Raw genomic sequence first — 17,050 nt, 5'->3', positions numbered from 1 at the left:
GATAGGTTAATACACAAAATTATTTATATACCCACAAACCCGACCGTCTCTTAAAAGTAAAAACCTCTACCCGTTTTGGATAGAGGTTATATTTGTTTCAATTTATTATCTTAAATTTGATCCTTGATTATAATCATTTCCTTGTTGTTCTTTTTTATTTTTAAGAGCATATTCTTTTCTTGTCATTACATCGTCAACTCTTACATTAACTTCAACAACTTTAAGACCAGTCATTTGACCAACTGATTGGCTAATGTTTCTCTTTAATTCTTCAAATACCTTTGGTGCTGAATGACCATATTCTAATATGATAGCTGCATCAATTGCTGCTTCTTTTTCGCCAACTTCTGCGCTAATACCTTTTGTTAGATTATATCCACCAAATTGTTCAGAAATTCCTGAGAAGAATCCACCTTTCATATCAAGTACTCCTGGAACTTCATTACATGCTATTGCTGCTATCTTTTCAACTACAGAATCATCAAAAGTTAATTTTGATTCATGTCTTGGTTCTTCTTTTTTATTAAAATCTTTAACATCACCTTTTAGATTTTCAACAAATTCTTCTCTATTTTCTTTTGCTTCTCTCTTTTCTTCTGCCTTTTTGTTTACTCCTGCTATTTCGTTGTATTTTTCTTCACTTGCCATAATTACATCTCCTTTTAATTATTTAATTTCAAAATTGATATATGTTTATTAATATTTATTAAACATCCTTCTTAAAAAGAACAATATCCTTGGATTATTATCTTTTACTTGTCCAATCATTTTACCTAATAGTACAAGTAATATTATTAATATTGTTCTCCAAAATCCCAAAGTTAAAAATAGTATCGCTATAATTAACCCTGTAAGACCATATTTAAATTCATTCCAATGAAATTTAAAAAAATTTTTAATCCTCTTTGCTGGTTCGGAAAATACAGTTTCTTTTCTATCAGATTCCAAATTTCTTGGAGGATTATTGAAATTTTCAGGGTAATTGTTAAACCTATTATCCATATTTTCCTCCTATACAACTCTTTTATCACTATCTGATTTTATATCATAAAACTCTACTTTCACTTCTTTTACTGGATACCCAGAAAACTTTTCAAGTTCATCTTTCACATCTCTTTTTATCTGAGATCCAAGTAGTGCCAACTCTTCTCCAGCATAAACTCCACATTGGATATTTGCCGTTATTTCATTTGAATTTGATTCATTCACAACTACATCCACTTGTGAATTTCTTACTTTTCCATACTTCCCTAAAGTAGTTTTTACATTTGATTCCAAAGCATTTTGGCTTATTAGAATTCGTCCTGCCTCATCCTTATCTACAATATAATTTTTTAATGTAGGACTGACGATAGCCCTTATTAAAATATAAAGTCCTATCAATCCACTTATGATAGTTATGGTTGTTAAAAAGTAGAAAAACCAAGTTTTTGAACTTAAATTTACTAAATAATTAGTAACTTCCCCATAATCAAAAATCATAAAGTAGGTCGTGAATAAGGTTAAAAGTAATATAATCGATAATATTGCATTAAACCATTTCTTCCACTTTCTCATTCAACACCTCCAAGTTTGTAATAAATATTCTTAATCTATATATATCCAAAAAACAAAAGTCTAAACACAAAATCATTATTCTACTTAATTCATTTTACTTTAGCAACATTTTTTTTAGTTTTTTGCAGTTTTTGAATTAATATCCTATCAATAATTATATCATTTCATAAAATAAATTATTCATCTTCTTTACATAAAATATTTTATCTCACTCGTAGCTTCAAGATTAAAATTCAATTTCTTAGTAACTACATTTTAACTCCTAAATAAATTTTACCCTTCATCTATAAATCCAAACATTATTGTATAAAAAAAGAAATCCTCCAAGTTGAGAATTTCTAAAATAATATTTGTTTTTTCGTTACTTGAGCTCTTTTAAATATAGTTTTTTAATAGCACTATAATAAATCCTATGACAACGCCAAGTCCTATCATTTTAATATTTTCCGATAATTTTTTTCTCCATAAAACTATTACAGTTAATATAAATGTGATTGTGTGTAAGATTGATTTTGTGTCTATATAAAATGCACCAATTGCAAAACACGTAATAAACATCGCTGAAATTATCAAAGTTGAAATTGCAAAAGACATTTTTCCTTCTCCATTTGAATGCCATGTTATATAAGCAAGAAGTGGTGAAAGAAATGTAAACACAGCCCATATTAATATGTATGATCTTGGAAGATTGTATTCATAATAAGCATAATACAAATAATAGCTTGTAAGCATTGCGGCAAAAAATAAAAATACATTTACTGCAGCCCTCTTCGGTGAGGCACTAAAAACCGAAATAAAAATGACAATGCAAAGCCATATCGGAAAATCAGATAAGAAATTAGGAATATCTAAAGTTTCAAAAAATTTCGAAAATTTATTTATTGGCCAAACTTCAATGTACTTTGAAAAAACACCTAATATTATCCCCAAGAGGATTACTTGCATTGTGTTTATTATTTTTTGTTTCGTTGATATTTCTTTGTGAATTTTTCTCATTTAATCATCTCCTATACATGTGACATTTGTCTATGCCCTACTTCATTATTTAGGCGAATTTTTGTTTTCTTCTGTGGACATAAATACAACAGCTTTCACATAGCTTGAGTGGTCAGTAAAGATAACATTTTTTTCAAAACCCTCATGTACATGAACATACCTACTATAATAATTTCTTAATTAATATTATATACAAAAACCGCCATGTAGATAAGAGTAGTCTATTATTTAATCTCAAATTCAGATTTCGACTTTAAACATTATTTAAACTTTTAACTATGAATGACTATCTTCAATATAAATTCTACAAGAAAAATTTTATTATATTTTTCTATTTCTTTTGTTATCTTTTTCATACATTCAACTCTCTTTTTGTTAGAGCTATTTTCCCGTACAAAGTTTTATTTATCAAGTTTTAAAAAAGTAATCCTAAAGTATTGCTCTTTGTTTTATATGTTTTCTTTCTTCTATGTACATTAGAAAAATGCAGTGTTTTTGAGTATAATTTATAATCTCTAACATATGTAAAAAGAAATATAGAATGAAAAAAAGTACACATAAACATAAAAGGTTGTAATTTTAAAAAATTACAACCTTTTATTTAATGGTAGCATTTAATTATAGAGAATATATTTCTTTAACCTTATCAACTAAAAACATTAACTTTCCTTCAGAAGTAATGCCTCTAAAGTTTTCATTATTCGCTATTGTATCTATATAAAAGCTAACAATCATATCGTCACTTCTGTTTGGATTTGTTGATAACAATAAATTTTCATCAAGCCAATCATCTATTTGATTAAAATACTCATCGCCTCTTATCTTAAACGATTTTTCCTTACTCTCTATTAGTAGGTTGAGTAATTTTTCTACATATTGACTAGCGAGTTTCAGGTTATTATCTTCAATATAATGAGTTGCCAAGGATAAATAGAAATTTAAAACTATGGAAACATTTATCTGGGTAAGATTAAAAGTTTCTAATAAATCCTCTACTCTCCCCAATGTTTCGATCCAATCGTCATTTTGCAAACTACTCTTCATCATAAGAAGGGTAATTAAATCAGTTATATTCTTGTAAATCATTACTTGTAGCTTCTGATCTACTTCGTTTTCCTTCTTAGTTTTTAGATAAGCTGAAGCCACCAAACAATCTTTTGATATAGATAGCATGTCCGAAGATGGTAAAATATTTAACGCTTCTTCTGATTTTCCTAAACTAATTAAACAAGCTGCCCTCAAACTCAGTGATTTATCTTTAAGTATAGAATCTTTCGAATCCTCACACACTCTCTTTAATATATTATTTGCGTATTCGAGATATTCCTCTTTCTTGGTAATGTCAGTTGCTAAATCACAATGGTTCAAAATAAACAAAGCCATATAGTATAGGAGTTCAAAGCAAGAATAGTATTGTTTAATTTTAATTTTTATATCTTCTAGGATACTATCCATACCTGCATCAGGGACACTATTCTCTAAGTCTATATAAAATTTTTGTATTTGAGCTGAAGATAAATCTGGATCATATCCTATTAGTTCATCCACACTTATATTAAAGAAAGTGGCAAGTTTTGGGAGAAGTAAAATATCTGGATGGCTTTGACCTGTCTCCCATTTTGATACGGACGCTTTTGTTACCATCATGAATTCTGCTAATTCTTCCTGAGTTATGCCTCTTTCTTTTCGCTTCTGAAGAATATTTTCTCCAATTTTTAGCATGATATTTTACCTCCTAACTGATTTGTTTTTTGTTTATTATAGCAATCGAAATTACGATACAGATTATTAGCAAAATACTGCCCGTAATAATCGGTACATAATAGTCATCATATCCTATTCCTTTTATAAGGTTCACAGGCTTTCCTATCAATGCAATAGGCATGTATTTAACAATTTCATCTCGAATAGATAATATAAGTTGAATCACAATCCCAGCAGTCGTTAATATTAATGTACCTATAACATTTCCTGAAATCACTCCAGCCAATATCTCTAACGATATTAAAAATAATCCAAATATAAAAGGAAGCAAGGCTGCCATAAGTATATTTCTAACAGGAAATGAAATCCCGAAAAAGTACTTTGTGTAGAAATAAGTTAGTATAAATGAGCAAAAGTAAGCAATAAACCACAAAATAAAATTATAAAAAATCTTCGATAGCACGACTTGATACCTTGGCAGTCCCTTAGATAACAAATTAATCAAAGTTCCCTTTTGAAATTCATTTGCCATTTGAGTGCTTAATATAATGGCTAATCCAAACATGCCTATTTGACTAATGTTTTTAAAGAATTGTGTCCAAGAATCAATTTCTGATGGTGGTGCTACGTTAATATCTATATTTCCTGTAGCTATTGATTGAAGTATCATGGGAGTTAATTTAGCTGTCAAAGGACTTATTAACCCAATAAACAAGAACAGGATAAAGGTAGAAGTCATTTTTTTAGTCCTTGTACCTTCAATAGCTTCTTTCTTTAAAAGAGATAAAAATATCCTCATGCTTTCGTCACCTCCATAAAAATATTTTCTAATGTAGGTTCTTCTATTTTTAACTCTACAGGAAATATGTTTAACTTATATAGCTCATATAAAATATCAATATCTTTTAGTTGATTCTCTTCGTCTGTTAAGTATAAAGTATCTCCTTTTTCATTTGTTATCAGATTTGAAAATTTATCTGGTGACTTAAATGCCTTTAGTTCTTTGTCAGACTTAAATCTGATTTTAATTGTGTTTTTCCTCTTTATATTTTTTAGTTCATCTATCGAACCTTCTAGTACATTTTTTCCTTTATCAAGCACCACAACATGATCACAAATCGCTTCAACATCCGATAAGATATGTGTGGAAAAAATGACAGTAGTAAAGTCTTTTATTTTTAATATGATGTCTAGTATCTCTTTTCTTCCAAGTGGATCAAGGGCGGAAGTGGGTTCATCACATATTAATAATTTGGGACTATTTAACAAGGCTTGGGCAATACCCAAGCGCTGTTTCATACCTCTAGAATAGCCACTAATTCTTTTATTGACATCTTTTAATCCCACCAACTCTAAAAGTTCCACACTCTTGTTTTTAATTTCATTTTTGCTAAGACCAGTTATAGACCCACATAAATTGAGATATTCTTTTGCAGTCATATAACCATAAAATTCAGGGACATCTGGAAGATACCCGATAAATCGATTGGTTTTTGACTGGCCAAAGCTTACTTCTTCTCCAAACACTTCAATGGAACCTTCATCAATTTTCAAAAATCCTAGAATCATTTTCATTGTCGTAGTTTTTCCAGCACCATTTTTCCCTAAAAACCCAAAGATTGTATTTTCAGGAATGGACATGGATAACCCATTAATAATCGTATTTTTACCAAAAGATTTATGAAGATTTTTAATTTTTAGTGCTTCCATTATTCTTCCACCCTACCTATTGTTAAGTATAAGATAGGTCCAATAATTTGAATAAAAATAACAATTAAGATCCACATAGTTCTACTGCCAAATTTGTATCTATCGTGTTTTAAAACATGACTTAAAGAGTAAATCATAAGTCCAATTTCCAAAATAATAATAGGTATAAGTATCGGCAAATATTCTCTAATAATATCTGACATGTTTGACCTCTCCTTTGTTTTTCTATATCTTATCATTTTATTAAATCAACTATCAAGAAACTATTAGTAAACTTATTTTATTTTAATTTACTTCCAAGAAACTCTATTTTTCTCTGATCAGATATAAAAAAAGCCCCGAAGATTAAATCTCCAAGGCTTAATTATTATTTTCTATTTCTATTTTAATATTACCTATTCTTACACTTATTCTATAAAGTCACTCTTTAGATTTCTCAAAAAAATAAAATGCAGTACATACTAACAATACAGAATATAAAAGCCTATATAAAAATTGTTCTTCTATTCTTAGTAAGTTAGATAAAACACAAAAAATTAAAAAAAGATAAATTTTTCTTATTATTTTGTCAAATTTCATATTATCTCCCTATTTTTAAATAAAAATCTGATAAATATATTTTATTAAAATGGGCATTATACAAGTTGAACTTATAAATAGTGCCCAAGTAGATTATTATATTAATTCGTAAAAATCTCTAATTCAATTAACGTCATCATTCTCAAAGGAGTTCTCAACAGCTCTACGTAAGTATTCAACATCAAACCCGGCGCTCTTGTATCCTTCCAAAATAGTTAAATAATATTTATCACTCGGCTTATTTAGAGGTCTACCTTCATTCATAACGTAAACCATCCCTGTTACAGTCTCGTTATCAACTATAACTTCAATAATTTCTTTTCTATACAGATTTGGCCAATCTTCATAAATATCAAGTTCTTTTTCGTCAATTTCTGTAATCTTACACACAAGTATCGGAACGCTTCTTCCCTTACATGGTTCAACCGTTGCGTAACACCCATTGTCTGGTCCTCTAAAAGTGAGTTTGTAATCCTTAATTTTACTTGCCCCTACTACCTTTGCACCTGGACATCTATTTGCCATCTGCTCTAAGTTTAAATTTGATCCGTAAGCAATATATAATTTAGTCATTATTTCACTCCTTTATTATGAGATGAATTTAGCATCATAATTTTTATTTACCCTAAATTTCTAACAACTCCCACGAAAGCAGGGCTATGCATCAGCGTGGTTTAAATGGTCAATATGGATAAAATTTGATATTTTTCAAAAGCTTCGTCTGCGAGAATATGTTCATAGCTTATATGTAATTCATTATAAATTTAAACTATCTTTATCTAATAAGAAGTCAAATAAATTAATAGTGAGTATTCCATTTTCATCTAAAAATGGTTTTATTCGATCTTTCACAATAATAATTTTCTTAAATGAGTCATCAATATTTAACAAGGAAGTTTTTTCTTGATTTATTTTTTCTATAGATGGAAGGCTATATGCAGATTGAATATAATATCTTTTACTTCCAAGGTTAGCTATAAAATCAACCTCTAACTGTTTCTTTATATCTTTATTATTAACATTTTCCCTTTTTATGACCATTCCTACATCAACCATATAGCCACGATACCTTAATTCGTTATAAATAATATTTTCCATTAGGTGAGTTGGTTCTATCTGCCTAAAATTTAATCTTGCATTTCTAAGACCTACATCTTCAAAGTATATTTTATAAGGCGTTCCTATATGTTTTCTTCCTTTCACATCATATCTATATACTCTTTTTAACATAAAAGAGTCTTCAAAGTAGCCTATAAACTTATCGATTGTATTAGCAGAAATTTTAGATTTTTTTATTGACTTAAGGGTTGAAGCTATTTTACTTGGATTTGTAAGACTTGAAATGCCTGATGCTAAAATATTGAGTAAGTCTTCTATCTCAGAAGTTAAGCGTATGTCATACCTATGAACAATATCTCGCAAATATACATTTTCGAGTTGCCCATTTAGATAATTCATCTTATCTTCATCTTTTTTCAATAAAGCTCCAGCTGGTAAACCACCGTAAACTTGATACTCAGCAAAAGCGTCTTCTTTGTCGCCATCAAAGGTCTGAAGAAATTCAGAAAATACAAGTGCCATAATATGAATCTCATCACCCCTACCTGCAAATTCAGTGATGACATCTTTTGATAAAAATTTAGAGTTGCTTCCAGTAACATAAACATCAAAATTATCTTGACGCAAAAATCCATTTAATACTTGTTCAAAGGATTTAAGCAATTGAACTTCATCTAAGAGGATATAAAATTTATCCTTATCATTAGTTTTACTGATTATATAATCTAAAAACTTTTTAGGATCTACTAATCTTTCGCCGCTTAAAACATCTAAATCCATTAAATCTTCGCCGATTTTTAATAAATCCCTACCTGAATCAAAGGCAAATTTTATAATATGGTTTTCATCAACGCCACTTTGGGTCAAATGATTATAAAATAGATTATTAAGCAAATAAGATTTTCAACTTCTTCTTATTCCTGTAATAATCTTAATGAACCCATTGCCTTTTTTTCGTATTAGTTTATCTAAATAATAATCACGCTTTATTTCCATGAGCTACACCTCTATCTATTTAGAATTATTTCCGTTTCGGAACTTAATCTAAGTATATTGTAAAGTGTGAACTCATAAAATTCAAATTTATTTAGAAATAATTCCATATTGGACATATTTTTAAGTTAGTTTTACATCATTAAAATTAATTTTTAACGTCATTAAAGTATTTGTCAATTTTTTTGAAATACTATTTATGGAACAAGCCCTTAACATAATGGTAAGCTTCGTTAATCCCTTTCATCTGTAATTATATGCTCTACGCCGCTATGCTACGACTTAAGAAATTCTTTCATAAATGTCGGATATGCCTTGCATTTATCAAGCTCATCAATCGGTATCCAGTGCATAGTCTCTTTTACGCCACCCATAGTAACACTCTGGCTGTTAATATTCTTATTTCCCTTCGGTTTCATCATGTAATAGAGCGTAAGCTCCTGGAAGACTACGCCTTTTAATCCAGAGCTGCCGATGAAGAAATTTTCATGTATCACGACAAGATGGTCGACTCCGTAATTAAGTCCTGTCTCTTCAAATACTTCTCTTTTCTAACGGCTTCTTCCGATGTTTCCCCTAAATGGACTCCTCCGCCTATGGAGTAGTAATATTTATCGACATCATTTCCTGCAAACAATACGCAATCATCTTCCACTATAATCAATTTAACAGACCCTCTCCACACTTAATGTAGATTTTCTACTTGCGGACCACGGAGAGGGCTTTTTTATATTAAGGAGATTTCTGTTTGAATTAATAATTTATATCACCCTTGGCGAGTTGAAATTATTATCTAATAGGAGTAACGTTCTATTATTCTCATTTTATCAAAATAATTTCAATGCTATCGGAACGATATATCATTTACCTAAACAACACACCCAACCTATTCATTCCCTCTCCATGTAATACTCATCGCAAAACTTATTCCACTTAACGGTGTATTCATCATGTGTGAGCAAGGTCAAATCTTTTGCGACATGTATATTTCTTTTCTTAGCTCCAGCCAAGAAATAGTCAAAGCCATCGAAGGCTTCACTATGATATGCGTATACGTGCTTGAATCCAAGGTTATATGCAAGGTAGAGGCGTGTGTGCCCATCTATGGATGCATATGTGCCTTCACACATAGCAACTGGGACAATCACATCTTCTTCTCTATTGACAAAACTCTTAACTGCCTCTAATTTATCCCTATCGATAAAGAACTGTATTGGCTGGATTTTATCTATATCAAGCTTAAAGACCTCCACGTCTTTGAATTTCTTAATAAGCTTACCACTTTCATCATAAAAATTTGTAATGTGCTCTGCATTAAATCGAAACTCTTCAATTACCTCGTCAAAATATGCTTTTCCGCCTTTTATAATTGCCTCGGTCTGTGATATGATTTTTATTTCTACAGGCACATCTCCATCTGCAATATAGCAACCGTGCTGATATAGTGCTTCTTGACTGAATCGATTGTCATCGTATGTATTGATTCTAATTACTCTCATTTATTCCCACTAAAAAATTACTATTAAATCTAATTTATTTTTTCTCCTACTATAACATATTATTAACCATTTAGCTCAAAAAGTTAAAATGCATGTTATTAATAACTAAAAGCCTTATAGTCTAAGTAAAAAAATCATAATTCCACAAATCAATAGAGCAATTGCTGCCCATAAAAATCCGTCTATAATTTTTTGATATGGCCTTTTTGCTCTTTCTTCAATTTTCTGAATCTCGTCTAATCTTTTGCCTTCGGTGAATGCTAAAATCTCCTTATATGTTTGAATATCATTATCTTTCTTGATCTTCTCAACTTTAATCGCAAAAAACATAGCACAAGCTACTAATACAAAGTATGGAATAAATCCATACAAGCCAATGAATTTAATTAGTGGCATCAGCGAAATAAATGCTGCTATCATTAAAATTCCCATCATTGATGCATAGAAGTTCAATTTTTTAACTTCTTCAGAATTAATTTCCTTTTTCATTTTTTCAAGATCTCCTTTAATTAAATTATCAATTGATATTTCAAAAACTTCACTTAGTAATACAATGCTATTTATATCAGGATAATTTTTATTATTTTCCCAATTCGAAATACTTTGTCTTGTAACATAAACTCTTTCTGCAAGTTCTTCCTGAGATAGTTCTTTTTCACTTCTGTAATATTTAATTTGATTGCCAAGTTTCATAAAATCCATACCTCCTTTCATGATAATTATAATTTAGATCTTGTATTATTTCTATCAAAGATTCTTTACATTTTTATATTTTTCTGTGTAAAAAGCTTTTTACATTAGCTAAATCACTGAATTAGCAGTGCTTTATAGAGTGTCATCCTTCATTATTAATTCTTCATATGTTTTTACTCACCCAAATACTTTACATATATTTGGCAAGACTTCCACTCGTCCCATAAGTACGAAAACTCAAGTTTTCTTAATCTTTTTCGTTTTTATTCCTACTTAGCCATTCGGCAATTTGTTCTGCCACATATCTTGGTTTTTGAGTATAAATCTCATGGGTCGTATTTTTAACAATTTTTATAGTAATATCATCACGATTAGTTTTGTAGTATTTATCAATTTTTACTTTTTTATATTCAAAAGCATAATTTGGACTGTCCGCAACGAAAAACAACACAAGGGAATGTAAATCAACTTCAAAAATATCTTTATAATCGTCAGCGATAATTGACATTAAATTTGAGATAGTATCCGGATTCATATTAAACTTATTTTTGATGATAATCTCTCTTGTTTCCAGTATCTCTTCATTTAAATCTCGGTTTTCAAAATCATAACCGATGATACCGCCATCCAAAATAATTAATTTGCCGGGATTTATCTCCTTATTAAATTTAAGTGCCAAATCAGCACCAATTGAGAAAGCCATAACAACAGAATCTTTAGGAATACTATTTTTCAACCACTTTACAAAATCTTTCTCATCAACTATTTTAACGTTAACATTAGAATATTGCCCCGGAATATCCAAAAATTTTATCTTATATCCATATTTGTTTAACTCAGTGTTGAGTATTTGCACAGAATCTTCAGTACTTCCTAAACCTGAAATAAAATATATTGTCTTCATAAAACCTCCTACGCTTCCGGAAACAACTTTCGTATAGTTTAACCGGTTTCATTTACCCGTTCATCTGTAATTATATGTTCCACGCCGTTATGCTCCGACATAAGAAATCCTTTCATAAATGTCGGATACGACTTGCATTTATCGAGCTCATCAATCGGCACCCAATGCATTGCCTCTTTAACGCCTGCCATTGTAGTACTTTGGCTCTTAAAATCTCTTTTGCCCATAGGCTTCATCATGTAGTAGAATGTAACTTCATGGAAGTCCACTCCATTTAAGTCGGAGCTGCCGATGAAGAAGTTCTCGTGTATCACGGCAAGGTGATCGACTTCGTATTGCACTCCTGTCTCTTCAAACACTTCTCTTTTCACGGCATCTTCTGAAGTCTCGCCCATGTGAACTGCTCCGCCGACCGAGTAATAATAGTCGTCGACTTCATTTCTCGCAAAGAGCACGCATCCATCTTCGATTATGATGGCCGCCGCTCTATATCTAAATGCTTTTTTATCGTCAATAATAGCACAATTATGCTCCATAGTTTTCTCCTTGTATATTTTTAAGTCTCACGAGGCTTTATAAGATAAATAAGTGCTCGCTAAGTATGTCAGGTGGTTCCGTCTTCAAATTAACATATCTAAAAAACGTGATACATAAACTTATTGTTTTTTACAATAATCAAGGAATACTTTTTTAACGTAAGAGAGGTACTCTGCATTTGTTCTTCCAATTTTGTAAAAATATGAATATATAAGTATCATATAATACTTCACGTAATCCCAATTGCAAGTGCCTTCTGACCGGTAGCCATCCATAAACAAAGAAATTTCTTCATCTGTGTTCATAAATTTTTGACCGGGACGAAGTATCAATGCCCAAGCAATATCAAATTCTTTATTCCCCCATCCAGATAATTCAAAATCCAATATGGCAGATAAATGCTTTTCTAACCAAAGAATGTTAGCATAATGAAAATCTCCATGACAAAAGCATCTATTAATTCTTTGAGGCTGATTTGAAATTAAATAATCATAGACAAATTCTATATCTAATTCTGAAAAATACTGTTTATCTGGTATGTGAAAGAATTTGCGACTCTTTACATCAGGAAAATTTCCTTGTTGTGCATGTAACTTTGCAAGAGTATTACCGTATTCATAAAGATAGTCTATTGAGGATCTGTTAGAGTTATCTCCCACAATATTAGATAATCGCTCCCCTTTCTTTGCAATAGAAACACAAAAATATTTCTTTTCATCGTCGTAATCGATTATGGTAGGAGCAAGTTCACACTTAATAGAATCTATTGTATTTATTTCATTTTCTATATCTGCACCAGGCTGTCGAGCTACTTTTATATATGCTTCAATCTCCTCTTTTTTATATATTCCTTTAACTTGAAAAACATCGTTGCCTGCATGAGGATATCCGATTACCTCTAACAAATAAAAATTTTTAAAGGGTAGGGAAAAAGGGTCTATTGTATCTCTCCATTTTTCCGGATGTCTCACATTCATCACTTCCTAAAATTCAAATTTATATTATTTTTAACTCTATCTATACCTTTTACACGACCAGCTAAAATATCTAAAGTGTTGCCTATACCTTTTTGAAATATTTTTGAACATAAATTTCAATAGTTTCATCATCACATTACCAAGTCTAATAATCATGACCTATTGATTTTAAGATTATTTCTACTCATTTACTTTTGACATCAATACTATCGTCTAAACGTGAGATTATTAGCAAAACATATCCAACACATCAAAAAATGTTATTTTTACTGGTGTTTAATAATATTGCATAGTCTACTATGTAAATCTCAATTAAACTATTTTATAGAACCTCCCAAATTCAACAATAACTAAAAGTAAGATTCTATTGTATTTCCTTGTTGGTCTTTCATATCACGGATTTTATTTTTCAGAATATCAAAGTTGCAAATTCCATCTCTAATATCATTATACACTCTATATCCATTAATCATCTCAGTCAATGTTTTTCCTTTCCCACCATTTTTTATTGTAGTATTTACTCTTTTAATTCTATTATCATATGGCTCAAATTTTTTGTATCTACATACTTCATCTTTAAATTCAAATAAAGGTGTATCCGGCTTTGCATCCCACAAAATAATCAACCACATTATCGCATTATAAATCTGCTTTGCAGTATCATTCCACTTTTCAGTTAGTAAATTTCCACTCCCTGTATTGTCATATTCTTTTCTATTATTTACATGAGCATCACCTACAAGAGGATTAAAAAGAGGTAACCCTTTGTGATTAATTAGTTCTAAAAAATCCCTTGCCGCACCCATGCCACACTGAATAACTTCTTTCTTGCCATCAGTTTTACGTTTAGCACTAAATACATAATATTCATCTTCAATAGTTGCTCCTGCATCACTATGTTTTTGTTGATTTGCTAACAGCTTAATATGTACTTCCGGCTGAACTTCATAATCAGTAACAATTCTTTGTCTTGTTTCATGTCCTCTACAATTCATTTAATTTCTCCTTTCTACTCGTTTTCGAACTATACTTTTTACTCTTTCTTCGAGACTTTCCATCTTCTTCAATTTCCATATTACTACGTAATTCCATTTATAGTAAAACTGCTTCAAATTTTTCAACCTTATATTCATCAGGTATAAATTCTTCTTTAAATTCTACTCTAATATGATCCTCATCTTTTCTCTTTACATCTATGGCAATATGGTCGTCTATCCAAGTTATCTTTCTATATTCATTGGCCCAGTCCCAAAGGCTTTGGAAGGCTGCCTGGGCTCCTTGTTTGGTGTTAACTAAAAGGCTGGTGGCTTCTGCAAATATTAATAGGTAGATGGCAACTTTTTTAGGAGATTTATTTTTCTCTTTTCTTCTTTTTTTATTAAGGCTTCCATCTTTTTTTGAAAAGATTTTGATAGGGGGAATTTTTCTATTTTTACACTTTTAATTTCTTCTCTAAAGTTTTCTTCTAAGGCTTTTGCAAGTAAGCTATCTAAGTCTTCTTCTCTTATTTTATTCATAAATTATTCCCTCCTCCTTCATTTTATTTCTAATTTTTTCTTTGGCCCTGTAGAGTCTCATTTCTACTGTTTTTGTTTGCATATTTAATAGGTCTCCAATTTTTCTATAGGTCATCTTGTCCTTGTATCTAAAGATTAGGGTTTGGTATGATATTTGGTCCAGGGTCTTTACATATTTTTTTAGAAGATCTATGGTCTCCTTTTCTTCGTACTGGTCTTCTACTGGATTTTTGTGAACTGTATGTTTTTCTACTTCTTCTATACTTGCATCTACAAACTTACTTTCTCTTCTTAGCTGGTCTATAGATTTTCCTCTTATTATTGTAAGCATTATCTTTATAAATTCTTCCTCTTCAACTTTTAGATAGGCCCTCTTTTTTCAAGCACATAAAGAAAATCCTCGTGAACTGCTTCTTCGGCTTTTGTAAGTTCTTTAACAAATGTCATCGAATAGCTAATAAAGTAATCTATGTACTCTTCATAAACTGCCTCTATCTTTATTTTTTCTTCTTCTCTTTCAAGACTTGATAGGTATAGAAATAACATTATATCTCCCTGGGATTTTGTCCTTCATATATATATCGTACGAGAAGGCAAAATCCCTACAAAGTATTTTTTATTTTTCTATTTTTATTGTAAGCTATATTTTTTACTTATGCTAAATTTTTCTTTTCTTATTTGAATATTCAATTTAAAAATATTTTTGCCCGATAAAATCTTTTCTTATTTTACTTATAATAAAATTCCTCTTGTTTTTTGTTTTATGGTAAAATATTATTAAGAAAGGGGTTGTTTTTATGTTTGATGTCAATGATAAAATCTTATTTGCCCTAGCAGGTCTTGTCATCCTATTTGTGCTAGGACAATCTGTTCTATTTTTTCTTATTGCTTTTAAAAGGGCCAAAGAGCTTAATATGGATATGAAAAAGCTAAGGTCTGTTCTTATTGGAACGGGAATTTTTACTATTGCTCCTGCGATTTCAATTCTCATCGGCCTAATTTCTCTTTCTAAGTTTTTAGGTCTGCCTTTGCCTTGGCTGAGACTTTCTGTAGTTGGAGCTCTTACCTACGAGCTGCCTGCTGCTACAACTGCTGCCAATGCTATGGGAGTTAGTCTTAATGAAACTATTACTGATCCGGTGGTTTATTCTACTATCGCCTGGGTTATGACCCTGGGAATTATGGCAGGAATCTTTATTATTACTTTTTGGCTAAGGAAAATTGAGTCAGGGTTAATTAAAATTAAGGGAACTGACCAAAAATGGGGAGATATTTTTATGGATTCTCTCTTTTTAGGTATGATCTCTGCCTTCTTGGGCATGATTTTTTCTGATGTTCATTTGGGAATGGTAGGATTTATTCCTGTTGTAGTTATGGTAGTTAGTTCTCTTATTATGCTAGTTTGTGGATATTTTATTAAATTTAAAAACCAGGCTTGGCTTGAAAATTATGCCCTGCCTATTAGTATGATATCTTCTATGCTTTTATCAATTCCAATTACTCATCTTATGGGAGGTGTTTAAAATGAAAAGCTACAAGGACAAGGTGCATTTTTATGGCAGAGTTACTAATTCTATAGCCATGCTTTTGTTTATTTCCTATCCTCTTTTATTTTCGTGTTTTTATAAGGCCTGGCCAAGTTTTGGACCTTTTATTAAAGGACTCTTGGGAGTTATCCCTATTTTCTGGACAGTTGCTGTTATTGAAGTTTTTACTTTTGCGCCAATGCTTGGAACTGCTGGCAGCTATCTTGGTTTTGTTACTGGAAATGTAACTAGCTTAAAGGTGCCTGCTGCTATTAATGCTATGGAAGCTATGAAGGTAGACGCTCAATCTGAAGAAGGCGAAGTTGTTTCTACTATGGCCATTGCCCTATCTTCTATTGTCACTATTCTTATAATTTTTTTAGGTATGCTTTTGCTTGCTAATATTAGACCATTTTTAGAATCTCCAAGTCTAAAGCCTGCCTTTGATAATATTCTTCCAGCTTTGTTTGGTGGTCTGGCTGTAGTTTTCTTTTCTAAAAACTACAAAATCGCCATCGCTCCCTGCCTGCTAATGATTTTACTTTTTGTTTTTATTCCTTCTCTATCTTCTGCTGTAAGCTTAATGGTACCTGTAGGCGCCTGCTTTACTATAGTTGTTTCTCGAATTTTGTACAAGAAAGGATTAATTTAAGGTGATTTTATGTTTTGGAAATTTTTATTAATACTTATTCTAGTCTTTATAGGCTTTTTAGTCTATCGAGCATGCAAGTTTGTTCCTGAAAAAAAGGAAGCCTTAGAAAAAACTGAAGTGGACTTAGACTTTGATCAGGCGATTTCC

The 17,050-nt window shown here is 30.7% G+C and carries 23 protein-coding genes (1 of these 23 only partly in view); 3 read left to right on the top strand and 20 right to left on the bottom strand.

Translation table 11 applies throughout. The features are described from left to right. Positions 1 to 105 precede the first annotated feature (105 nt). From BN2746_RS02105 to BN2746_RS02010, 20 genes are all read right to left on the bottom strand, one after another. Entirely contained in the window at positions 106 to 648 is a 543-nt protein-coding gene (locus tag BN2746_RS02105; protein ID WP_055078210.1) for an Asp23/Gls24 family envelope stress response protein, read from the bottom strand. A 48-nt stretch (positions 649 to 696) separates the two neighbouring features. Next, positions 697 to 1,002, bottom strand: coding sequence for a DUF2273 domain-containing protein (locus BN2746_RS09220; RefSeq protein ID WP_082420173.1), 306 nt, complete (start codon positions 1,000 to 1,002; stop codon positions 697 to 699). A gap of 9 nt (positions 1,003 to 1,011) precedes the next feature. Then, on the bottom strand, positions 1,012 to 1,557 hold the full coding sequence (amaP, locus tag BN2746_RS02095) for an alkaline shock response membrane anchor protein AmaP (RefSeq protein WP_055078209.1): 546 nt from the start codon (positions 1,555 to 1,557) through the stop codon (positions 1,012 to 1,014). Between the two features lie 375 nt (positions 1,558 to 1,932). Further along, on the bottom strand, positions 1,933 to 2,553 hold the full coding sequence (locus BN2746_RS02090) for a hypothetical protein (protein WP_055078208.1): 621 nt from the start codon (positions 2,551 to 2,553) through the stop codon (positions 1,933 to 1,935). A 618-nt stretch (positions 2,554 to 3,171) separates the two neighbouring features. Further along, on the bottom strand, positions 3,172 to 4,275 hold the full coding sequence (locus BN2746_RS02085; protein WP_055078207.1) for a helix-turn-helix domain-containing protein: 1,104 nt from the start codon (positions 4,273 to 4,275) through the stop codon (positions 3,172 to 3,174). Positions 4,276 to 4,288: 13 nt separating this feature from the next. Beyond that, positions 4,289 to 5,056: an ABC transporter permease gene (locus tag BN2746_RS02080; RefSeq protein WP_055078206.1), complete on the bottom strand. Its 768-nt coding sequence runs from the start codon at positions 5,054 to 5,056 to the stop codon at positions 4,289 to 4,291. Then, complete coding sequence (locus BN2746_RS02075; protein ID WP_055078205.1) at positions 5,053 to 5,967, bottom strand: ABC transporter ATP-binding protein; 915 nt, start codon at positions 5,965 to 5,967, stop codon at positions 5,053 to 5,055. The genes BN2746_RS02080 and BN2746_RS02075 overlap by 4 nt, the downstream gene beginning before the upstream one ends. Beyond that, on the bottom strand, positions 5,967 to 6,170 hold the full coding sequence (locus BN2746_RS02070) for a PLDc N-terminal domain-containing protein (protein ID WP_055078204.1): 204 nt from the start codon (positions 6,168 to 6,170) through the stop codon (positions 5,967 to 5,969). The genes BN2746_RS02075 and BN2746_RS02070 overlap by 1 nt, the downstream gene beginning before the upstream one ends. Before the next feature lie 499 nt (positions 6,171 to 6,669). Next, on the bottom strand, positions 6,670 to 7,119 hold the full coding sequence (locus BN2746_RS02065; RefSeq protein WP_055078203.1) for a gamma-glutamylcyclotransferase family protein: 450 nt from the start codon (positions 7,117 to 7,119) through the stop codon (positions 6,670 to 6,672). A 183-nt stretch (positions 7,120 to 7,302) separates the two neighbouring features. After that, on the bottom strand, positions 7,303 to 8,499 hold the full coding sequence (locus BN2746_RS02060) for an ATP-binding protein (protein WP_231718306.1): 1,197 nt from the start codon (positions 8,497 to 8,499) through the stop codon (positions 7,303 to 7,305). 374 nt (positions 8,500 to 8,873) lie between these two features. Next, positions 8,874 to 9,020 (bottom strand): NUDIX hydrolase, encoded by a 147-nt coding sequence (locus BN2746_RS09115; RefSeq protein ID WP_231718305.1) that lies wholly within the window; start codon positions 9,018 to 9,020, stop codon positions 8,874 to 8,876. Between the two features lie 468 nt (positions 9,021 to 9,488). Next, a complete protein-coding gene (locus tag BN2746_RS02050) occupies positions 9,489 to 10,097 on the bottom strand; it encodes a hypothetical protein (RefSeq protein ID WP_055078202.1) in 609 nt (202 codons plus the stop codon). Positions 10,098 to 10,211: 114 nt separating this feature from the next. Beyond that, a complete protein-coding gene (locus tag BN2746_RS02045) occupies positions 10,212 to 10,799 on the bottom strand; it encodes a helix-turn-helix domain-containing protein (protein WP_197273079.1) in 588 nt (195 codons plus the stop codon). Positions 10,800 to 11,037: 238 nt separating this feature from the next. Further along, positions 11,038 to 11,694, bottom strand: coding sequence for a hypothetical protein (locus BN2746_RS02040; protein ID WP_055078200.1), 657 nt, complete (start codon positions 11,692 to 11,694; stop codon positions 11,038 to 11,040). A gap of 38 nt (positions 11,695 to 11,732) precedes the next feature. After that, on the bottom strand, positions 11,733 to 12,230 hold the full coding sequence (locus BN2746_RS02035; protein ID WP_055078199.1) for an NUDIX hydrolase: 498 nt from the start codon (positions 12,228 to 12,230) through the stop codon (positions 11,733 to 11,735). Positions 12,231 to 12,350: 120 nt separating this feature from the next. Beyond that, positions 12,351 to 13,202: an aminoglycoside phosphotransferase family protein gene (locus BN2746_RS02030; protein WP_055078198.1), complete on the bottom strand. Its 852-nt coding sequence runs from the start codon at positions 13,200 to 13,202 to the stop codon at positions 12,351 to 12,353. 356 nt (positions 13,203 to 13,558) lie between these two features. Then, complete coding sequence (locus tag BN2746_RS02025; protein ID WP_148445318.1) at positions 13,559 to 14,203, bottom strand: hypothetical protein; 645 nt, start codon at positions 14,201 to 14,203, stop codon at positions 13,559 to 13,561. A gap of 324 nt (positions 14,204 to 14,527) precedes the next feature. Further along, entirely contained in the window at positions 14,528 to 14,725 is a 198-nt protein-coding gene (locus BN2746_RS02020; RefSeq protein ID WP_055078197.1) for a hypothetical protein, read from the bottom strand. Next, positions 14,718 to 15,065, bottom strand: coding sequence for an RNA polymerase sigma factor (locus tag BN2746_RS02015; RefSeq protein ID WP_268909008.1), 348 nt, complete (start codon positions 15,063 to 15,065; stop codon positions 14,718 to 14,720). Before BN2746_RS02015 ends, BN2746_RS02020 begins: the two co-directional genes overlap by 8 nt. A gap of 20 nt (positions 15,066 to 15,085) precedes the next feature. Then, complete coding sequence (locus BN2746_RS02010; RefSeq protein ID WP_055078195.1) at positions 15,086 to 15,271, bottom strand: hypothetical protein; 186 nt, start codon at positions 15,269 to 15,271, stop codon at positions 15,086 to 15,088. A gap of 251 nt (positions 15,272 to 15,522) precedes the next feature. Between BN2746_RS02010 and BN2746_RS02005 the strand changes: the two genes are divergently transcribed. The 3 genes in view from BN2746_RS02005 to BN2746_RS01995 are tightly spaced (at most 9 nt apart) and all read left to right on the top strand, a layout consistent with a single transcriptional unit that may run on beyond the window. Then, complete coding sequence (locus BN2746_RS02005) at positions 15,523 to 16,248, top strand: DUF5058 family protein (protein ID WP_055078194.1); 726 nt, start codon at positions 15,523 to 15,525, stop codon at positions 16,246 to 16,248. A gap of 1 nt (position 16,249) precedes the next feature. Then, positions 16,250 to 16,903, top strand: coding sequence for a hypothetical protein (locus tag BN2746_RS02000; RefSeq protein ID WP_055078193.1), 654 nt, complete (start codon positions 16,250 to 16,252; stop codon positions 16,901 to 16,903). Between the two features lie 9 nt (positions 16,904 to 16,912). Next, positions 16,913 to 17,050: the 5' portion of a M20/M25/M40 family metallo-hydrolase gene (locus tag BN2746_RS01995; protein ID WP_055078192.1), read on the top strand. 1,296 nt of this gene lie beyond the right edge of the window; the window shows 138 of its 1,434 coding nt (coding positions 1-138); it begins with the start codon at positions 16,913 to 16,915; its stop codon lies off the right edge, out of view.

The sequence above is a fragment of the Lagierella massiliensis genome, assembly GCF_001407835.1.
In the GTDB taxonomy this organism is placed as follows: domain Bacteria; phylum Bacillota; class Clostridia; order Tissierellales; family Peptoniphilaceae; genus Mediannikoviicoccus; species Mediannikoviicoccus massiliensis.
The sequence above is the reverse complement of the archived record's forward strand: the minus strand, read 5'-3'. Positions and strand labels throughout refer to the sequence as shown.

Coding starts and splice junctions, on each gene's coding strand:
- BN2746_RS02105 (WP_055078210.1), bottom strand. CDS start 648: ATGGCAAGTGAAGAAAAATACAACGAAATAGCAGGAGTAAACAAAAAG.
- BN2746_RS09220 (WP_082420173.1), bottom strand. CDS start 1,002: ATGGATAATAGGTTTAACAATTACCCTGAAAATTTCAATAATCCTCCA.
- amaP (WP_055078209.1), bottom strand. CDS start 1,557: ATGAGAAAGTGGAAGAAATGGTTTAATGCAATATTATCGATTATATTA.
- BN2746_RS02090 (WP_055078208.1), bottom strand. CDS start 2,553: ATGAGAAAAATTCACAAAGAAATATCAACGAAACAAAAAATAATAAAC.
- BN2746_RS02085 (WP_055078207.1), bottom strand. CDS start 4,275: ATGCTAAAAATTGGAGAAAATATTCTTCAGAAGCGAAAAGAAAGAGGC.
- BN2746_RS02080 (WP_055078206.1), bottom strand. CDS start 5,056: ATGAGGATATTTTTATCTCTTTTAAAGAAAGAAGCTATTGAAGGTACA.
- BN2746_RS02075 (WP_055078205.1), bottom strand. CDS start 5,967: ATGGAAGCACTAAAAATTAAAAATCTTCATAAATCTTTTGGTAAAAAT.
- BN2746_RS02070 (WP_055078204.1), bottom strand. CDS start 6,170: ATGTCAGATATTATTAGAGAATATTTGCCGATACTTATACCTATTATT.
- BN2746_RS02065 (WP_055078203.1), bottom strand. CDS start 7,119: ATGACTAAATTATATATTGCTTACGGATCAAATTTAAACTTAGAGCAG.
- BN2746_RS09115 (WP_231718305.1), bottom strand. CDS start 9,020: ATGATGAAACCGAAGGGAAATAAGAATATTAACAGCCAGAGTGTTACT.
- BN2746_RS02050 (WP_055078202.1), bottom strand. CDS start 10,097: ATGAGAGTAATTAGAATCAATACATACGATGACAATCGATTCAGTCAA.
- BN2746_RS02045 (WP_197273079.1), bottom strand. CDS start 10,799: ATGGATTTTATGAAACTTGGCAATCAAATTAAATATTACAGAAGTGAA.
- BN2746_RS02040 (WP_055078200.1), bottom strand. CDS start 11,694: ATGAAGACAATATATTTTATTTCAGGTTTAGGAAGTACTGAAGATTCT.
- BN2746_RS02035 (WP_055078199.1), bottom strand. CDS start 12,230: ATGGAGCATAATTGTGCTATTATTGACGATAAAAAAGCATTTAGATAT.
- BN2746_RS02025 (WP_148445318.1), bottom strand. CDS start 14,203: ATGAATTGTAGAGGACATGAAACAAGACAAAGAATTGTTACTGATTAT.
- BN2746_RS02020 (WP_055078197.1), bottom strand. CDS start 14,725: ATGAATAAAATAAGAGAAGAAGACTTAGATAGCTTACTTGCAAAAGCC.
- BN2746_RS02010 (WP_055078195.1), bottom strand. CDS start 15,271: ATGTTATTTCTATACCTATCAAGTCTTGAAAGAGAAGAAGAAAAAATA.
- BN2746_RS02005 (WP_055078194.1), top strand. CDS start 15,523: ATGTTTGATGTCAATGATAAAATCTTATTTGCCCTAGCAGGTCTTGTC.
- BN2746_RS02000 (WP_055078193.1), top strand. CDS start 16,250: ATGAAAAGCTACAAGGACAAGGTGCATTTTTATGGCAGAGTTACTAAT.